Raw genomic sequence first — 16455 nt, 5'->3', positions numbered from 1 at the left:
TCAGAGTTCAAACTGCTGACCGGTGACGAACACCTCGTGCTTCCCGGTCACGAACACCCGGAACGCGTGCTTCTGCAGGTAACGCCGCACCTGCGCCACGTCCTTCATCAGCAGGCTCAGTTCGGGCCGCTGGAAATTCCGCAGGCGCGCCCCGTAACTGAGTCGCCCGTCCACGTACCGCGCGTTCGGGAACCCGAACACCACCGTCCCGCCCGGCGCGAGGTGCGCGCGCGTCAGCGTCCGCACCGCCCGGTCCAGGTCCACCCCGGGGCTCTGCAGCACCGACAACGCCACGATCAGGTCGAAGCGCCCCAGGTCCGCCCACGGCGCCGCGTTCACGTCCCGCTCCACGAACGTGAACGCCGGGAAGCGCTGCGCCGCGAGCGCCAGGGCCGACGCGTCCACGTCCACCCCCACCACGTCCAGCGCCAGGTCCGGGTACGCCAGCGCCAGCGCCCGCAACTCCCGCGCGCTGTTCACGCCCACCGCCAGCACCCGCGCGCCCGCCCGCAGCGGCGCGCGCCCCAACGCCTCCAGGAAGTCCTCCAGGAACGCCGGGTCCTCCAGCTTGTCCACCCGCTGAAACGCCGCGTCCGCGCCGTACCCGCCCGCGCCGCCGCGCAGCACCCCCGAAGCGTCCCGCCGCAGCCGCAGCCGCACGCGCCCCTCCTCCGCGCGCTCCGGCGTGAGCAGGTGCGCGCCCAGACGGTCCGCCACGTCCACCCACACGCCGTACGGACGGTGCACGCCCCACGCCGTCACCTCCCCCGCATACAACCCGACCCCAGCGTCCGGGTCCGGCGCCGTGAACGCCACCAGCGGCGCGGCGGCCAGCGCCGCCCGCAACGCCGGCAGCACCGCTGAGAGCGGCTCGAACGAGAACGACAACTCCGCAGGGAACGGCGCATCCGGCATCCGCCCAGTATGCCGCCGGGGCGGGCGCGCGTCCCTTCCCGCCGCCCCCCCCAGGCCGTTAAGCTACTCGTGCGCGGCCCGCGACATCGGGCGCGCGGCGCCGGGGCACAGCGGCATCCCTCTCCAGGTTTGTTCTGTGAGACGCAACCCCGAACAGGCCCCACGCACGGGCCTGGCGCCAGGAGCACACATGCGGAAGTACTACACGTCGGAGTCGGTGTCCGAAGGGCACCCGGACAAACTCGCGGACTTCATCTCGGACAGCATCCTCGATGAATTCCTGCGGCAGGAACCCACCGCGCGCGTCGCCGTCGAGACGCTCGTCACGACCGGCATGGCCGTCATCGCCGGCGAGGTCAGCGCGCACGACGCGCACGTCGACGTGCAACGCGTCGTCCGCGAAGCCGTCAAGAAGGTCGGCTACACCCGCGCCCGGTACGGCTTCGACGCCGACTACAGCGCCGTGCTCGTCGCCATTCACGAGCAGAGCCCCGACATTGCGGGCGGCGTGAACTACAGCGAGGAATGGCGCGCCATGACCGACGAGCAGCGCGCCCTCCCGGAGCACCAGTACAGCACCACCGGCGCCGGCGACCAGGGCCTGATGTTCGGGTACGCCACCGACGAAACCCCGGAACTGATGCCGCTCCCCGTGAGCCTCGCGCACAAGCTCACGCGGCGCCTCGCGGAACTCCGCAAGAACGGCGAGATCGCGTACCTGCGTCCCGACGCCAAAGCGCAGGTGACCGTCGTGCGCGAGCAGCAGGACGGCCACGAGGTCACGTGGGTGGACACCGTGGTCATCAGCACCCAGCACGACGAGGACATCGAGCAGGACACCATCCGCGCCGACATGATCGAGAAGGTCATCCGCGCCGTGATTCCCGCCACGTACCTGCGCGACGCCACCAAATACTTCATCAACCCCAGCGGCAAGTTCGTCATCGGCGGGCCGCACGGCGACACCGGCCTTACGGGCCGCAAGATCATCGTCGACACGTACGGCGGCGCCGTGCCGCACGGCGGCGGCGCGTTCAGCGGCAAGGACCCCACCAAGGTGGACCGCAGCGCCGCGTACTACGCCCGCTACATCGCCAAGAACCTCGTTGCCGCGGGCCTCGCGAAAAAAGCGCTCGTGGAGGTCGCGTACGCGATCGGCCGCGCGCACCCCGTGAGCCTGCGCGTGGACAGCTACGGCACCGGCGTCGTCACCGACGAACGCCTCGCCGAGATCGTCGCGAAGCACTTCGACGCGCGCCCCCAGGCGATCATCGCGGAACTGAACCTGCTGCGCCCCATCTACGCGCAGACCGCCGCGTATGGCCACTTCGGCCGCGCGGAATTCCCCTGGGAACAGACCGACAAGGTCGACGCCCTCAAAGCCGAACTGGCGTAACACGCACGAAGACGCGGCGGGCCCGGACTGGGGCCCGCCGCGTCTTCGTGCGTGCGCGCCGCCGAGCGGGCGCGGAACCCACCCGCCTACGCGGCCCGGCCGTACACCAACCAGCGCAGCACGCGTTCCATCGGGCCGCGCCCGTACCGCGGCACGTACCACCGCGCGAACGCCACCTGCGCGGCGTACACGACCAAGCCGAGCAGCAGGCTCGCCGCAGCGCCCCACGTGCCGTACTGCCGCAGACCCCAGCCGTAGAACACGAACGTCATCACGACCGACTGCGTGAGGTACGTGGTGAGGCTCAGGCGACCGGCCTGCACCAGCGGCAGCCACGCGCGGCCCCGCACTACCAGCAGCGCGAGCGCACCCGCGTACCCGAACGCCAGCAGCACGCCGCTGACGAAACGCGCCGGGTCCGCGGCGTAATCCGCCCATTCCTGCGGAACGCCGTTCAGCAGCGCGAGCACCACGGACGTGGGCACACCGAACCCGAACCCAACGAGCATCACGGCCCGCCACGCCGGCTGGTGCTCGTGCGGGCGGGACAGCAGGCCCGCGCGCTGTGCGTACGCCCCCAGGAGCATCAGGGTGAGCAGCCACGTTCCGCCGTACGTAATGACGCCCCACTCTGTGTGCACAAGGTCCTGCGCGCGCGCCTGCACCGCGTTCAGGTACGGGAGGGTGGCGCTCACCTCCGTGGGCGCGTACCGGGGCTCGCCGAGCTGCTGGACGCCGCTCACGAGCGTGCCGAGCGCGACCACGCCCGTGGGCGCGAACACCGACGCGGCTGCCGTCGCCGCCGCTGCCACCAGCAGCCCCCGAGGCGGCAGGTGGAGCAACAGCACCAGCGGCAGGGCAATCAGCGCGTACTGCGCCATGATGTCGCCGTGCCAGATGAGCACGAAGTGCGCGGCGCCCAGCAGCAGCAGCGCCCCCAAGCGCCGCGCGAGCCGGCTCGTACCATGCCGCGCGTGCACGGTGGCCGCGCCCGCCCCGAACAGCATCGCGAACAGCGAGATGCCCTTACCGTTCACGAGGGTGTCCGTCAGGACCTGCGCAGCCCGGTCCAGGCCGTGCTGCTGCCACACCGCGAACCCCGCGAAGTCCTGCATGTTCACGAGGAGGATCATGCCGATGGCCACGCCCCGCAGCAGGTCCGGCAGGGTGTCGCGCGCCTGAAGGGGCACGGCGCCCGCCGGGGGCGGCGCGGTGGGCGGCGAGGCGGGCACGTCGGGCGTCGTCATGCCGCAGGCTACCGTGAAGCTCGGCCCGTCAGCGTCCCACCTGCCGCACGAAAGGGGCGGCGTCCCGCTGCGCCGCCCCTTTCGCCGTCCCGGTCAGTCGCAGGCGACGGCCAGTTCGCGTTCCTGCCGTTTGCGCTCGCGGAACGCGTGCCAGCGCGCGAGATCCTGCACGCCCTCATGCACGATCCCCTCCGCCTGCGGCAGGCACGCGCGGCGGCTCTCCAGGTTGCGCTGCACGATGTTCTGCAGGTCGTCGAGGTTGTACAGGTACGCGCCGTCCACCGCGCCGATGGCCGGGTCGAGGATGCGCGGCACGCTGATGTCGATCAGGAACATCGGGTGCGCGCGCCCACCCAGCGCCGCGCGCACGTGCTCGGGCCGCAGGACGTAATGCGGCGCCGCGCTCGACGCGATCACGACGTCCGCCTCGGGCAGCACCTCATGCAGGTACTCGGTGGCGCACGCGCGCCCGCCCAGCTTGTCCGCGAGGGCGCGGGCGCGCTCGACCGTGCGGTTCACGACGATGACGTTCTCCACGCCCGCGGCGCGCAGGTGCGTCATGGTCAGCTCGGCCGTCTCGCCCGCGCCGACGATCAGGGCCGTGCGGCCCGACAGGTCCTCGAAGATTGCCTGCGCGAGCTCCACCGCGGCGCTCGAGACGCTCACGACCTTGTCCGACAGGCCCGTTTCGGTGCGAACGCGCTTGCCAGTGGCGAGGGCGCCCTGCGCGGCCTTGTTCAGCAGCGCGCCCGCGTGGCCGCGCCCGTGCGCGTCCTGCCACGCGCGCTTCACCTGGCCCTGAATCTGCGTTTCCCCCAGCACGAGGCTGTCGAGGCCCGCCGCCACGCGGTACAGGTGCGTGGCGGCGTCCTCGCCGCGCTTGAGGTACAGGTGATCGCGCAGGCGGTGCCCCCACGCGCCCTCGAAAGCGCTCATCGGGTCGCCGTCCACGCCCGCCATGTACACCTCCGTGCGGTTGCAGGTGGCGAGCAGCATCACTTCCGAGGCGTGCCGGGCGAGGTGCGCGAGAATGGCGTCCTGCTCGCCGTCGCGCACGGTCGCGCGCTCACGCACGCTCACGGGCGCGGTCTTGTGGTTCAGGCCGACCACCGCGAAATCCAGGCGGGGCGCGTCGAGGCGCGCGAGGGTACGGGCGGTCGGGCAGGTGAGGGGGAGGCGGGTGGTGGTGGGCGTCAAGCGTGGGCCTCCGAGGGTCGGGCGGCCTGAAGGGCCGCGTGAATGCGGGCGCGCAGGGCGTTCAGCGCGTGCGTGCGTTCCGGTTCGGGGTGGGTGAGGGCCCGTTCCCGCGCCGCGGTCCAGTCGTCCACGGGCAGGTGTTCGGGCAAGGCGGCGTTCAGGTGGTCGCGCAGGGCCTGCGCGAGCATGGGGAGTTCCCCGCCGGTGTTCACGGCGACCGTGACCGGCCCGCGCGTGAGCGTCGCGCCGAGGCGGACGCTGCCGCCCTCCGCGCGACCGGCGTGGTTCACGAGAATGCCGGCGTCCCGGGCGGCCGCCGCGACGGCGTCGTTCACGTCGTCGCGGTCCGTGCAGGCGAACACGAGGCGCGCGCCCGCCACGTCCGCCGGGCGGAACGCGCGGCGCTCCACCTGCACGGGCAGGCCGGCGAGGTCCGGGAGAACGTCCGGGGCGACGACGCTCACGTGGGCGCCGGCGTCCAGCAGGGCGCGCGCGCGGCGGTGAGCGACGGGACCGCCGCCGACCACCAGCACACGCTCGCCGCGCAGGTCCAGGAACGCCGGGTACAGCTTCACCCGGTCAGTATACGGGGCGGACGAGGGAGCAACGTCCCCGACCGACCGGTCAGAAACCCGCGCCAGCACGGCATTCTCAAGGAAGCCACCGGAACCAGGAGGGCGGCCACGATGCATCGTGGCCGCCGCGGGCATTCAGAAGGGGTGCTGCTCAGGGGGCGCTGGGCGGGGGCGTCACAGGCGGTGTGGTGCCACTGCCCGTGCCGGTGCCCGTCCCGGTTGCCGGGGTTGTGCCCGTTCCCGTACCGGTGCTGCCGTCCGTCCCGGTGCCGGTCGTGTCGGTGGGCGCCGCGGTGTCCGTGCTGGTCGCTGCGCCATCCGTGGAGGTCTCCTCGGTGCTGCTGTCTGTGGCGCTGTCGGTGCCGGTGCTGTCCGTCGCGGCGCTGTCGGTGCCGCTCGCGTCCTGGCTACTCGCGGCGGGGGCGGCCGCGCTCGGCCCGGTCGGGTTCATGGTGACGCGCACGATGGTCAGCCCCATCTTCTGCTCGGCACTGACGAACACACGCTCGCCGTCGCGTTCCAGGGCCGTGCCGGTCGCGATGCTCTCGCCCGTGGCCGGCTGGAAGCCCTGCGCGGTCAGCTTGCTCACGGTCGCCTGAACGGCGTTGTCGACGTTGCCCTGGTAGATGATGGCGCCGCCCAGGACGGTGCGGACCGTGCGCAGGACGGTGGCGCCGTCCACCGTGGGCACCGGCAGGGCGCCGCTGCGCAGGTTCAGCACGGCACTGTCGTCGCTCGTGGCGGTGCTGGTCGTCGTGGTGGTGGGCGCAGTATCGGTGGTCTGCGCGGGGTCCGTGGTGGTCTGGTCGGTGCTCTGCTCCGCGCTCTGCTCCGGCGAGGACTGGTCCGTGGTCGGCGCCGTGGTGGCCGGATCGGTGGTGCTGGGCGTCTGCGCCGGCGCCGTGGTGGCCGGGGCGGCGGGCGTCGTGGACGGCGCCGTCGGCGTGGTCTGCGCGACGGCGGCGACACTGAGGCTCAGCAGGGCCGTGGCGGCCAGGGTGGAAAGGCGGCGTCCCGTGCGTTGTTCTCGGGTCATGGGCGTTCTCCTTCCGGAAGGCACGTCACGCCCGAGTGGCGGTGAGGTCGTGCGGCTTCACGGGTCAAGCGTAGGCAGGGCGCATGTGTGCGCCGCCCGAGAACCCTCAGGACGATCCCGACGCGCTCCTCACCAGAATGTAAAGACCCGCTAAGGGTTCTCACGGAAAAACGACTGAGGACGACGAAAAAGCCCTTTAACGACACGTGACGTCCTGGTTGTTCGCTGGTTGCGCGTCTGGACTTTTCAACTTCTCCACGTCCTGCGCGGGCGAAACTGTTGGACACGCTCTCACTGACATGTTTAAAGCTGAGGTGTACAGCCGCGTTTCTCATGTTCACCTTAGGCGTTCGGCGAACGCAGTGCGGGCAGCCAGGGACGCCCCTGGCCGCCCGCATCGGCGCGTGGTTCAGCTGTGGTTGGTGATCTCGGGTTTCTCCTCGTACGGCTGCACGACCACGAACCCCTCACCCTGGAAGACCATCTGGAACGTCTCGCCGCCGCCACGGCCGAACAGCGCCTTGAAGCTGGTGTCCATGCGCAGTTCCGGCGTGAGGTTCGCGCTCCACGCCACCGTCGCGTTCGGGTCCGTGAACACCGGCTGGCCCGGGCGGACCGGCAGGGTCAGCGGGTGCCCGTGCGACAGGATCGCCACCATCCCGTGCCCCTGCACGCGCACGCTGAACAGCCCGCCCGCCGCCATGCCCGCAATGCGGCGCATCATGGTGATGTCGTACCGCACGCTGTCCTCGAACGCCAGCAGGTCGTTGCCGTTCACGTTCAGGGCGTCCCCCTCCAACCGCAGGATGGTGATCTCCTTGCCCTGGTCCGCGAGGTAACACACGCCGTTCCCCTCGATTTTCGCCAGTGGGCTCATTTCCTGGCTGACGGCGCGCATCAGGGCCTTCATGACGCCGCCTTCCAGCATGCCCTCGCGTTTGAAGCTGAGGTTGCCTTTGTACGCGACCATCGCGCCCAGCTTGCTCCAGATGCGCCCGTTGACCTTCACCTCGAGCATCTTGCTGCTCTCGAGTTCGAACACGTCACCGGGGTTGTCGCGCTCCGCCGTTTTCGCCAGGAAGTCCCGCAGGGTGTGGGTGGGATCGTTGGTCATGATTCACTGTACGCGCCGGGTCGGGCGCGGGTTGCCGCAGGTCCGCTCAGTGCTTCACGACCAGCACCGGCACGTGCGCGCGGCGCACCACCTGCTCCGCCACGGACCCCACGAAGAAGCGCTCCAGCGCGCCACGGTTGTGGGCGCCCACCACGATCAGGTCCGCGCCGGAACGTGCCGCGTCCTCCACGAGCGCCGTGGCCGGGTCACCGACCAGGATGTCGCCCTGCTCGTGGTCCTGCAGCAGCGGCGTGAGCCGCGCGAAGTCCGCGTGGCTGAGCGCGTCGGTCAGGTCACGTCCGGGCGTGACCGGCATCAGGCTGCCGCTGCTCAGGTCCGGCACGCCGACCGCGCGGGCGTCCACGACGTGCACGACGCGCAACTCCGCGCCGGGAAAGCGCGAGCGCGCGACGCGCAGCACCTCATCCGCCGTATCCGAGAAGTCCACGCCGACCAGAATGCGCTCGAAGCTGGAGGAACGTTCCGTCATGCCGCACCGTACCACGCGCCCCGTTGCGGCGTCGGAGCGCGTCAGGAACACGTGAAGGGCGCCTTCGGGTTTTCTTCAGGGCGGGTCCGCGCCGCCGGACTTACGCTGGGTCATGCATCTCACCAGCTTCGGCGCGGCTGAAACCGTCACCGGGTCCTGTCACCTGCTCGAGGTGGCGGGCACGCGCGTCCTGATCGACTGCGGCCTGTACCAGGGTGACGACGACCTGGAAGCCCTGAATCGCGAGCCCTTCCCGTTCGACGTGCGCAGCCTCGACGCGGTCCTGCTGACGCACGCGCACCTCGACCACGTGGGGCGCCTCCCGGTCCTCACGCGCCTCGGCTACCGCGGCCCGATCTACTGCACGCCCGCCACGGCCGCCCTGGCCGGCATCGTGCTGCTCGACAGCGCGCGCCTGCAGGTGGAGGATTACCGCCGGGACGTCCGCAAAGCCCGCCGCGTCGGCGAGGAGGACCGCGTGCCCGAACCCCTCTACGACGAGGACGACGTGCACACCGTGCAGGCGCTGCTGCGCCCGCAGCTGGAGTTCGGTGAGACGCTCAGCGTCGGGAACGTGCGCGTCACGCCGGGCCGCGCCGGGCACATTCTCGGCAGCGCGTACCTGCTGCTCGACACGCCCGACGGGCGCCTCCTGATGAGCGGCGACCTCGGGAACCGCGAGAGCGGCCTGCAGCAGGACTTCACGCTGCCGCCGCACGTGGACGTCCTCGTGACCGAAACGACGTACGCGGACCGCACGCACCGACCACTCACGCAGACCCTCGCGGAGTTCACGGACGCGCTGCAACGCAGCGTCGCGCGCGGCGGGAAGATCCTGATTCCCACGTTCGCCATCGAGCGTACCCAGGCGATCCTGTACTACCTCAAGCACCTCATGGACGCCGGACAGATCCCGTACGTGCCGGTGTTCCTCGATTCCCCGATGGGCGCGCGCGCCACGCACGAGTACTTCGAGTACGGCGACGAGCTGATCCCCGAGGTGCGCGACGAACTGCACGCGGGCGGCGACCCGTTCCGGCCCAGCACGCTGCACGTCGTCACGACCAGCGCGGAAAGTCAGCGGCTTAACCGCCTGGAAGGCAGCGCCATCATCCTTGCGGGGAACGGCATGATGAGCGGCGGGCGCATCCAGCACCACCTCAAGCACCACCTGTGGAAGCCGGACACCAGCCTGGTAATCGTGTCGTACCAGAGCCCGCACAGTCTCGGCGGGCGCATCGTGGCGGGCGAGCCGACGGTGCGCATCATGGGCGAGGACATCGCGGTGCGCGCGCAGGTGCACACCATCGGGGGGTTCAGCGCGCACGCCGACCAGGATGACCTGCTCGCGTTCGTGGAGAGCGCCGGGAACCCGAAAACCTGGCTGGTGCACGGCGAGGTGGACGTCATGACCCGCTACCTGGACGTGCTGGCCGCGCGGGGCGTCACGGGCGACATCGTGCCGCGCGCGGAGGCGGTGGACCTGCGCGCCACGTATTTCCCGGGGGGGCGCCCGCCGGGCCTGCCAGTCGGGAGTGGCCACGACCGCCGCCCGGACGAGTAACGCCGGGGTACATAACAGGGGAGGGGAGGCCGCGCGGCCTCCCCTCCGGCGTGAGGTGTGGGGTTAGGCGATGGGGTTCTCGTCGGCGCAGCCGAGCGCGTGGAAACTCGCGGCCTTGTCGGGCAGGCCCATGCTGGTGTAGCAACGGGCGAGCTGCAATGCGAAGAACTGCACGGCGCGGCAGTCCTCGCGCCGTTCGGCGGCTTCCAGACACGCGCGGTACTGCTGCACGGCAAGGTGGTACTGGCCGCTGGACGCGGCGCGTTCAGCGCGGCAATGCGCCATGCGCAGGGAAACGATGTCGAGCGGCGGGCGTTCCATCGGTGATTCAGTGTAGGAAGGTGCGCCGCATGAGATTAGGACTTGATACTGTTTCGTCCGTGGCGTAATTGCGTGCAGGGCGCACTTTTCAGGGCCCTGACCCGCCCGGGTGCCCGGAAGACCCGGCGGCTCGGGACAGCAGAGGGGGCCGCCGGGCACACCGGCGGCCCCCTCCTGGGCGCGCTCAGCGGCGCGCGGCAATGGCGAGCAGCACGAGGCCCGCCACGAGGTACAGCACGTCCGGCGTCCACGCGGCCACGACCGGCGGGAGCGCGCCGGACTCGCCCATCACGCGGAACACGCTCCACGACGCGTAGTACGCGAACGTCAGCAGCAGCACCCACACCAGGCCGACGTTCAGGCCGCTGCGGAACGTGAACAGCGCGAGCGCCACCGCGAAGAACCCCATGGCGAGCGCCGCGAGCGGCTCCGCGAACTTGCGCTGCAGCGCCGTCGTTTCCTGCGGGGCGTTCACGTGCTGCTGCGCGTACGTCTGCACCTTCGCCCACAGCTGCGGCAGCGGCGTGTCGATGGGTTTGGGCGCGTCGCTGGTCTTGAAGCTCGCCTGCAGGTCCTGTACGGGCAGCTCCCCACGGCGGAAGCGGATGACCGTCACGGGGCGGCCGTCCTGGTACGTGATGCGCTGGCCGTCCAGCAGCTCCAGCACGTTGCTGTCGCGCAGGTGCCCTTCGCGCGCCGTGATGATCGACGAGGGCCCGCCGGACTCGCGCAGCGCCACGACGCGCACGCCTTCCAGCACGCCGCCCGGGCGGACGCGGGTGACGCTGATCGCGCGGTTCAGGGCGTCACGCAGGATCAGGCCCGGCTGGTCCAGGCCGAGCACGCGCGGGTTGTCGAGGACGATCTGGCGCTGCACACTGAGGCTTTCGGTTTTCGCGCGCGGGCCGAGCGTCTCGCCGATCACGAACGCGGCGACCGTGACGCCCACGCCCATCAGCAGCACCGGCAGGAACAGCCGCCCGGGCGCGACGCCGCCCGCGAGTGCCGCTTTGATTTCCGCGTCGCTGGACAGGCGCGACAGGCCCAGCAGCGTGGCGAACAGGAACCCGACCGGCAGGCCAATCTTGATCGCTTCGGGCAGCTGCAGCGCCACCAGGCGCGCCACGAGCGCCGGGGACGCGCCCTTGGCGAGCAGCGGCGCGATGACTTCCAGCAGCGCGCCGACCAGCACGGCGAGCATCACGACGACCAGCCCGGCGACGAGCAGCGGCAGGATCTCTGCCATGACGTAGCGGTCGTAGCGGCGCAGGAACGGGCGGCTCATCGCAGCCTCCAGGCGAGCGCGGCGCCCAGCAGCGTCAGCAGTCCCGGCGGCAGCCACGCAGCGAGGTTCGGGGGGAGCGCGCCGCTCCCGGCGAGTTGCGGGACGGTGCTCCACACGATGTAGAAGCCCAGGATCAGGAATACGACGTTCGTGACCGCCCACGCGCGGTTGCGGACCATCAGGCCTAGGGCGCTCGCGGCGAAGGCGAAGCCCAGGGCCGTGAAGGCGTCCGCGTACCGCCGGGCGATGTTGAACTGGTACGTGCGCCGCTCCTGCACGTTCAGGCGGCCCGACGCCAGTTCCGCGCGCAGTTCCGGCAGGGTGGATTCGGCGGGCGGCGGCGTGGGGCGCGCGATCTCGTCACGCTGCGGGAACGTGCGCGGCGTGTGGAACTCGGCGGGGCGCGCGTCACCGCGCACGACCCACCCGCCGGGCAGCGTCCAGGTTTTCGCGCGGGCGTCCCAGCTGCCGGTGGAGGCGGTGATGGTTTCGGTGGGCGTCTGCACGAGTACGCCCGTGAGGTTCGCGACGGTGGCGCCCTGCGGCGTTTCCACGCGGCTGGCGCTGAACAGCGTGCCGTCCTGCGCGTACGTGTACGTGGTGGTCACGGGCGGCGGTGGCGCCTGCCGGTACACGCTGAACCACGCGGTGTTCCACTGCGCCTGCGCCTGCGGCGTGAGGTACGCGCCGTTGTAGAACACGAACGCGCCGATGAGCGCGGCGGGCAGCAGCAGCGGCCACGCGAGGTTCAGGGGGCGGACGCCGCCGGCGGCCGTGGCCTTGAGTTCGCTGTCCTTCGCGAGGCGCCCGAAGCCGACCAGCACCGCGAAGGGAATGGCGAGGATCAGGGACTGGTTCAGCAGGCGGGGCACCTGCGTCACGTACAGCAGCCAGGCCTGCCGTGGTGTGGGGTGGTAGCTGAGCAGAATGCCGACCACGCCGCTGATCAGGTCGGTGGTGGTGAGCAGCAGGAACACCAACGCGCCCACCACATACAGGGGGAGCACTTCCCGCAGCACGTAGGGCGCGAGTTTTTTCAGCACGCCCAGGATTGTACCTTGAGGCCATGAGGAGCGACGCAGCAGCTCCGCGTCGGTGTACGCTGCGGGCATGAGCATGAGCCGCTCGGAGTTCTTGCGGGAACGCAATGCCCGCTGGGCGTGCCTGCGGGAAGTGGCGGAGCGTGGGGCGCCGGGGCAGGCGGAATTCGAGGCGGCGCTGCAGGACCTGCGGGCCCTGATCGGCTGGTCCCGGGCGCAGGTGCTGGCCGGCCTGGGCCTGCACCCGGACAACGAGCCGATCCCTTGAGACTGGCGGGTGGAGCCGCTCAGCGAAACAGGCTGCGGCCGGGTGCAGCCGCCTGTTTCACGTGAAACATCAGCTCAGGCGCTGGGCCGCTCCACCCATACCGGCTCCGGCTCGATCTGTGGAGCCGGGGCCTTGCCGGCTTCCAAGCCGGTGCTGGCTTCTGTCTGCACGACGCGCACAGTCATGTCCCCCGTACAGGGGATCTGACAGGACAGCCGCGCGCTCCCCAGCAGCCCCTTCTCGTCCAGCTTGTCGCGCTCGGCGGCGGTCATGGGTGTCGGCTCCCCGCGCAGGAACTCCACGCGGCACGTGGTGCAGCGCGCCACGCCCCCACAGCGGTGCAGAACGCCGGTGCCCGCACGTTCCAGCGCCAGCACCAACCGCTCATCCGCGTGCGCCTCGACCGTCCCGAACCCCTCGATGGTGATGGTAGCCATACCGCGAGTGTACCCGCCCAGCGCGCTGGACCCCTCACTCCACCAGTGCCCAGGCGCGCACGTCGAACAGGCCCTGCGGTGTGAGCTTCAACTCCGGAATCACCGTCAGGCCCAGGAAGCTGAGCGTCGTGAGCGGCTGCGGCAGCGGGCAGCCGCGCGCGCGCGCCGCCTCGCTCACCGCCCGCGCGGCCCGCGCCGCTTCGGCGGGGGGCGCGTCCGTCATGAGGCCCGCAAGCGGCAGCGGGAACGCCGCCACGACCTCCCCGCGCTCCACGAACACCGCCCCGCCGCCCTGCGCCTCCAGCGCGCGGCCCGCCGCGCGGATCTCCGCGTCCGTCGCGCCCGCAATGATCGCGTGGTGCGCGTCATGCAGAACGCTCAGCGACAGCGCGCCGGACCGCAACCCCACTCCCCGCGCGAACGCCGCCGCCGCCCGCGTCACGCCCGCGTGCCGCTCGGCCACCACCAGCTTCGTGTCGCCCTGCCCCGGCGGCAGGGCCCGCGTTTCGATCTGGTCCCCGGACACCCCGATGGTCGGCCAGTGGGCCGGCACGTCCAGCGGCACCCCGGCCCAGTCCGGCCCCAGATGCGTCCCCCCGCCGGCCAGCGGAGGCGTCGCCCCGCCCCCGCGCGCCACCACGCCGCCCACCAGCGTCTCGCGCACGCGGAACTCCACCAGGTCGTCCAGAAGCACCAGGTCCGCCGCGTACCCCGGCGCGACCGCCCCGTGCGCCGTGAGGCCCCAGTACTCGGCGGGCGCGTGCGTTACCAGCCCCAGCGCGTACAGCGCGTCCACGCCGCCTGCCACGCACGCGCGCAGCAGCCGGTCCAGGTGCCCCAGATCCAGCAGCTCATCCACGGACACGTCGTCGCTGACGAGCATCGCGCGGCGCGGGCGTTCGCGCAGCACCGGCAGCAGCGCCTGCAGGTTCCGCGCGGCGCTGCCCTCGCGCACCATCAACCACAGCCCGGCGCGCAGGCGCTCCCTCGCGCCGTCCGGCGTGACCGCCTCATGGTCCGAATGCAGGCCCGCTGCCGCGTACGCCTGCAACGAGCGGCCGCTCAGGCCCGCGGCGTGCCCGTCCAGCCGCGCACCCCGCGCGGCGCCCAGCACCGCCCACACCTCCTCGTCCCCGCCGAGCACGCCAGGGTAGTTCATCATTTCCGCGAGGCCCAGCACGCCTGGCAGGCGCAGCCCCGCCTCCACCTCCGCCGCGCCGACACTCGCGCCGCCCTGCTCGAACGCGCTGGCCGGCACGCACGACGGCATGGACGCGAACACCCGCAGGCCGCTCGCCCGCCCCGCGTCCAGCATCCACGCCACGCCCGGTACGCCCAGCACGTTCGCAATCTCGTGCGGCTCGGCGACCACCGCCGTCGTGCCGCGCGGCAGTACCGCCTCCGCGAACCGCGCGGGCGTCAGGAAACTCGACTCGATGTGAATGTGCGCGTCCATGAACCCCGGCGCGAGGTACGCGCCGCCCGCGTTCAGCGTGTCCCGCGCGCGGTACCCACGCCCGACGCCCGCGATGACGCCACCGGCAATCACGACGTCCGCGCCGTACACCTCGCCCGTGAGGGCACTGACCACGCGCGCGTCCCGGATCAGGAGGTCGCCGGCCTCCGCGCCCAGGGCGACGCGCACCAGCCGCTGACGTGAAGCCTCGGACAACATGCGCCAGTCTACCCGGCGCCCCGCGGGAGCGCGCGGCATGCTGTCATACAGGCATGACTGCTCTTTCCCTGTCGTGGCGGAACCTGGAAACCCGCGTGGGCCTGGACGCCCTGCCCACCTTTCACCGGGCGTTCCTGACGTGGCGCGGCGTGCCGGACGCCGACACCCTGATGCTCCGGCGCGTGCAGCAGCGCGTCGAGGCGGAACTCAACCGCTTCGTGCAGGCGGGCTTGGCGCGCCGCGAGGACGACGACGTTCTGCTCGACCCGCGCGCGCTGGACGGCTTCGAGGCCGCCCGTCCGTACCTGCTCGCTTGACACGCGGGCGCTCAGCGGACGGCGCCGCGGCCACCCAGCCAGTCGCGGCGCGTGAGGATCAGCGTGCCCGCACCCCACGCGCCGCCGATCAGCCACGCGGCGAGCGCGAGCGGCGGGACGCCCAGCGTCGCCGTGAAGGCACTCAGGCCCAGCAGCGCCCCGACCGTGTCGGGGAGCGGCAGGCCGGCGCGGCGCGTCACGGCGCGGCCCGCGTCGTACAGGCTCACGACGAGGCCGACGCTGAACGCCACGACGAGCAGCGCCGCGCCGACCAGCGCGGGCGCCAGGAAGCCGCTCATGGCGGCGAGCAGCAGGGGCGGCAGCGTCACGCCGAGCGCCAGCGTGCCGAGCGCGAGCGTGCGCACCGGGGCGTGCCGCTGCGCGCTCGCGAGGCGTGGCGCGACGCCCCGCAGGAACAGCAGCGCCATCAGGCCGCCCAGCAACGCCACGTACACGCGCGGCCACGCGCCGCTGCCCAGCCAGGACAGCAGCGGCTGGAACGCGCTGGCCGTGCCGAGCCGCGCGACGGGCGCGGTGCTGAGCGCGTCACGGTCGCGGCTGTCCACGGTGCCGAGCAGGGCGCCCACGGTGCCTTCCACGTGCGCGCCTTCCTCCTGCTGCACGTCCCCGAGCAGCGCGACAACTTCGCCGCGCACGTCCGCGCCGGGTTTGAGGATCACGTCGCCGCCGACCACGAGGACGTTGCCGGGCACCGTGCGGTCCACGACGACGTTCCCGCCCACGCGCACGCGGTTCGTGCCGTCACCGCCCGCGAACGACCACAGGCCCGGAACGGTCAGGATCGCCGCGAGCGCGAACGCGAGGCCGCCCGCGCGTTGCAGGCGCGGGGTGGGGCGCACGCTCACCAGCAGACTCGCGAGCATCAGCAGCGCGAAGCCCGCCACCGCGAGCGGCGACAGCTGCGCAGCGAGCGCGCGCAGGACCGTGGCGCCGGCGGTGAGGTTCTCGCCGGCCTGGGACGCGCCCATCAGGGCGAGGGCGACCACCAGCCCACCCACCAGCAGGGTGGGGGCGGGATTGCGGCGGGCGTCGCGCGAGACGCGCGCGACGACGCTCGCCGCGACCGACGCCGGCATGGGCGGGGGCGTGAGGCCGCGCAGCGCCGCCTCGACCGCGTCCTCCCCGGCTAGTGGCGTGGATGCGGCGCTGGCCGCGCCGATCCGGGCGGTCACGCTGGCGGCGACGCTGCGCGGCATGGTCGGCCGGTCCGCGCTGAGGGCGCGCGCGGCGCGGACGTCCTCAACGACGCGCGCCGCCACCGACGCCGGCATGGCGGGCGGCACGAGGGCCGCGGTGAGTGCCACCTCGCGCGCCACGTCCGCCGCGACGCTGCGCGGCATGACCGGCGTCTCCCGCAGCGCGGCCTGAACGGCCTGCAGGCGCGCGTACTGCGCCGCTACTTCCGGGTCCTTCAGGGCAGCAGTCAGCGCCTCACGGTCCGTGACCGTCAGGTCGCCCTCCAGGGCCAGATGCAGCAGTTCACGCGCGCGGTCGGTCACACAGGCTTCACCTGTATGCTTTTACGCGGCCGCGCGGCCCATGGTTCCCGCGCACACC

Annotated in this window: 17 protein-coding genes; 4 read left to right on the top strand and 13 right to left on the bottom strand. The window is 72.1% G+C overall.

Annotated features, from left to right (window positions below):
- Positions 1-915: a class I SAM-dependent methyltransferase gene (locus DEIMA_RS16255; RefSeq protein ID WP_013558376.1), complete on the bottom strand. Its 915-nt coding sequence runs from the start codon at positions 913-915 to the stop codon at positions 1-3.
- 190 nt (positions 916-1105) lie between these two features.
- On the opposite strand from DEIMA_RS16255, the gene metK reads away from it, so the two are divergent.
- The gene (gene metK / locus DEIMA_RS16250) at positions 1106-2311 is read left to right on the top strand and encodes a methionine adenosyltransferase (RefSeq protein ID WP_013558375.1); all 1206 of its coding nucleotides are present in this window, start codon (positions 1106-1108) and stop codon (positions 2309-2311) included.
- 86 nt (positions 2312-2397) lie between these two features.
- On the opposite strand, the gene DEIMA_RS16245 is transcribed toward metK, so the two are convergent.
- The 6 genes from DEIMA_RS16245 to DEIMA_RS16220 form a co-directional block, all read right to left on the bottom strand.
- Positions 2398-3558, bottom strand: a complete 1161-nt coding sequence (locus tag DEIMA_RS16245) for a DUF418 domain-containing protein (protein ID WP_013558374.1) — start codon at positions 3556-3558, stop codon at positions 2398-2400.
- 93 nt (positions 3559-3651) lie between these two features.
- Positions 3652-4755 carry a glutamyl-tRNA reductase gene (gene hemA / locus DEIMA_RS16240; protein ID WP_013558373.1) on the bottom strand — a complete coding sequence of 368 codons (1104 nt, stop codon included), beginning with the start codon at positions 4753-4755 and terminating at the stop codon, positions 3652-3654.
- The gene (locus tag DEIMA_RS16235) at positions 4752-5330 is read right to left on the bottom strand and encodes a precorrin-2 dehydrogenase/sirohydrochlorin ferrochelatase family protein (RefSeq protein ID WP_043816877.1); all 579 of its coding nucleotides are present in this window, start codon (positions 5328-5330) and stop codon (positions 4752-4754) included. Before DEIMA_RS16235 ends, hemA begins: the two co-directional genes overlap by 4 nt.
- A 151-nt stretch (positions 5331-5481) precedes the next feature.
- Positions 5482-6366 carry a hypothetical protein gene (locus DEIMA_RS18400; protein ID WP_013558371.1) on the bottom strand — a complete coding sequence of 295 codons (885 nt, stop codon included), beginning with the start codon at positions 6364-6366 and terminating at the stop codon, positions 5482-5484.
- Positions 6367-6775: 409 nt separating this feature from the next.
- Positions 6776-7480 carry an AIM24 family protein gene (locus tag DEIMA_RS16225; RefSeq protein ID WP_013558370.1) on the bottom strand — a complete coding sequence of 235 codons (705 nt, stop codon included), beginning with the start codon at positions 7478-7480 and terminating at the stop codon, positions 6776-6778.
- A 46-nt stretch (positions 7481-7526) separates the two neighbouring features.
- A complete protein-coding gene (locus tag DEIMA_RS16220; RefSeq protein WP_013558369.1) occupies positions 7527-7970 on the bottom strand; it encodes a universal stress protein in 444 nt (147 codons plus the stop codon).
- 112 nt (positions 7971-8082) lie between these two features.
- On the opposite strand from DEIMA_RS16220, the gene DEIMA_RS16215 reads away from it, so the two are divergent.
- A complete protein-coding gene (locus DEIMA_RS16215) occupies positions 8083-9534 on the top strand; it encodes an MBL fold metallo-hydrolase RNA specificity domain-containing protein (RefSeq protein WP_013558368.1) in 1452 nt (483 codons plus the stop codon).
- A gap of 63 nt (positions 9535-9597) precedes the next feature.
- Here the strand turns inward: DEIMA_RS16215 and DEIMA_RS16210 are convergent, their stop codons facing one another.
- From DEIMA_RS16210 to DEIMA_RS16200, 3 genes are all read right to left on the bottom strand, one after another.
- A complete protein-coding gene (locus DEIMA_RS16210) occupies positions 9598-9855 on the bottom strand; it encodes a hypothetical protein (protein ID WP_013558367.1) in 258 nt (85 codons plus the stop codon).
- Between the two features lie 184 nt (positions 9856-10039).
- Positions 10040-11140 (bottom strand): LptF/LptG family permease, encoded by a 1101-nt coding sequence (locus tag DEIMA_RS16205; RefSeq protein WP_013558366.1) that lies wholly within the window; start codon positions 11138-11140, stop codon positions 10040-10042.
- Positions 11137-12183 carry an LptF/LptG family permease gene (locus DEIMA_RS16200; protein ID WP_052303336.1) on the bottom strand — a complete coding sequence of 349 codons (1047 nt, stop codon included), beginning with the start codon at positions 12181-12183 and terminating at the stop codon, positions 11137-11139. Before DEIMA_RS16200 ends, DEIMA_RS16205 begins: the two co-directional genes overlap by 4 nt.
- A gap of 67 nt (positions 12184-12250) precedes the next feature.
- Between DEIMA_RS16200 and DEIMA_RS16195 the strand changes: the two genes are divergently transcribed.
- Positions 12251-12448: a hypothetical protein gene (locus tag DEIMA_RS16195; RefSeq protein WP_342622111.1), complete on the top strand. Its 198-nt coding sequence runs from the start codon at positions 12251-12253 to the stop codon at positions 12446-12448.
- Positions 12449-12522: 74 nt separating this feature from the next.
- Here DEIMA_RS16195 and DEIMA_RS16190 read toward each other — a convergent pair whose 3' ends face one another.
- Both DEIMA_RS16190 and DEIMA_RS16185 read right to left on the bottom strand, forming a co-directional pair.
- Positions 12523-12885, bottom strand: a complete 363-nt coding sequence (locus DEIMA_RS16190; protein ID WP_013558363.1) for a 2Fe-2S iron-sulfur cluster-binding protein — start codon at positions 12883-12885, stop codon at positions 12523-12525.
- Positions 12886-12919: 34 nt separating this feature from the next.
- On the bottom strand, positions 12920-14560 hold the full coding sequence (locus DEIMA_RS16185; RefSeq protein WP_013558362.1) for an adenine deaminase: 1641 nt from the start codon (positions 14558-14560) through the stop codon (positions 12920-12922).
- Positions 14561-14613: 53 nt separating this feature from the next.
- Here DEIMA_RS16185 and DEIMA_RS16180 point away from each other — a divergent pair, with 53 nt between their 5' ends.
- Positions 14614-14877 carry a hypothetical protein gene (locus DEIMA_RS16180; RefSeq protein WP_013558361.1) on the top strand — a complete coding sequence of 88 codons (264 nt, stop codon included), beginning with the start codon at positions 14614-14616 and terminating at the stop codon, positions 14875-14877.
- Between the two features lie 11 nt (positions 14878-14888).
- Here DEIMA_RS16180 and DEIMA_RS18395 read toward each other — a convergent pair whose 3' ends face one another.
- Positions 14889-16397: an anti-sigma factor family protein gene (locus DEIMA_RS18395; protein WP_013558360.1), complete on the bottom strand. Its 1509-nt coding sequence runs from the start codon at positions 16395-16397 to the stop codon at positions 14889-14891.
- Between the last annotated feature and the right edge of the window lie 58 nt (positions 16398-16455).

The sequence above is a fragment of the Deinococcus maricopensis DSM 21211 genome (genome assembly GCF_000186385.1).
Taxonomy (GTDB): Bacteria; Deinococcota; Deinococci; order Deinococcales; family Deinococcaceae; genus Deinococcus_B; species Deinococcus_B maricopensis.
The sequence above is the reverse complement of the archived record's forward strand: the minus strand, read 5'-3'. Positions and strand labels throughout refer to the sequence as shown.

Excerpts from the sequence above, each read along its gene's own strand:
- DEIMA_RS16255 (WP_013558376.1), bottom strand. The coding sequence starts at position 915 with ATGCCGGATGCGCCGTTCCCTGCGGAGTTGTCGTTCTCGTTCGAGCCG.
- metK (WP_013558375.1), top strand. The coding sequence starts at position 1,106 with ATGCGGAAGTACTACACGTCGGAGTCGGTGTCCGAAGGGCACCCGGAC.
- DEIMA_RS16245 (WP_013558374.1), bottom strand. The coding sequence starts at position 3,558 with ATGACGACGCCCGACGTGCCCGCCTCGCCGCCCACCGCGCCGCCCCCG.
- DEIMA_RS18400 (WP_013558371.1), bottom strand. The coding sequence starts at position 6,366 with ATGACCCGAGAACAACGCACGGGACGCCGCCTTTCCACCCTGGCCGCC.
- DEIMA_RS16225 (WP_013558370.1), bottom strand. The coding sequence starts at position 7,480 with ATGACCAACGATCCCACCCACACCCTGCGGGACTTCCTGGCGAAAACG.
- DEIMA_RS16220 (WP_013558369.1), bottom strand. The coding sequence starts at position 7,970 with ATGACGGAACGTTCCTCCAGCTTCGAGCGCATTCTGGTCGGCGTGGAC.
- DEIMA_RS16215 (WP_013558368.1), top strand. The coding sequence starts at position 8,083 with ATGCATCTCACCAGCTTCGGCGCGGCTGAAACCGTCACCGGGTCCTGT.
- DEIMA_RS16210 (WP_013558367.1), bottom strand. The coding sequence starts at position 9,855 with ATGGAACGCCCGCCGCTCGACATCGTTTCCCTGCGCATGGCGCATTGC.
- DEIMA_RS16205 (WP_013558366.1), bottom strand. The coding sequence starts at position 11,140 with ATGAGCCGCCCGTTCCTGCGCCGCTACGACCGCTACGTCATGGCAGAG.
- DEIMA_RS16195 (WP_342622111.1), top strand. The coding sequence starts at position 12,251 with ATGAGCATGAGCCGCTCGGAGTTCTTGCGGGAACGCAATGCCCGCTGG.
- DEIMA_RS16190 (WP_013558363.1), bottom strand. The coding sequence starts at position 12,885 with ATGGCTACCATCACCATCGAGGGGTTCGGGACGGTCGAGGCGCACGCG.
- DEIMA_RS16185 (WP_013558362.1), bottom strand. The coding sequence starts at position 14,560 with ATGTTGTCCGAGGCTTCACGTCAGCGGCTGGTGCGCGTCGCCCTGGGC.
- DEIMA_RS16180 (WP_013558361.1), top strand. The coding sequence starts at position 14,614 with ATGACTGCTCTTTCCCTGTCGTGGCGGAACCTGGAAACCCGCGTGGGC.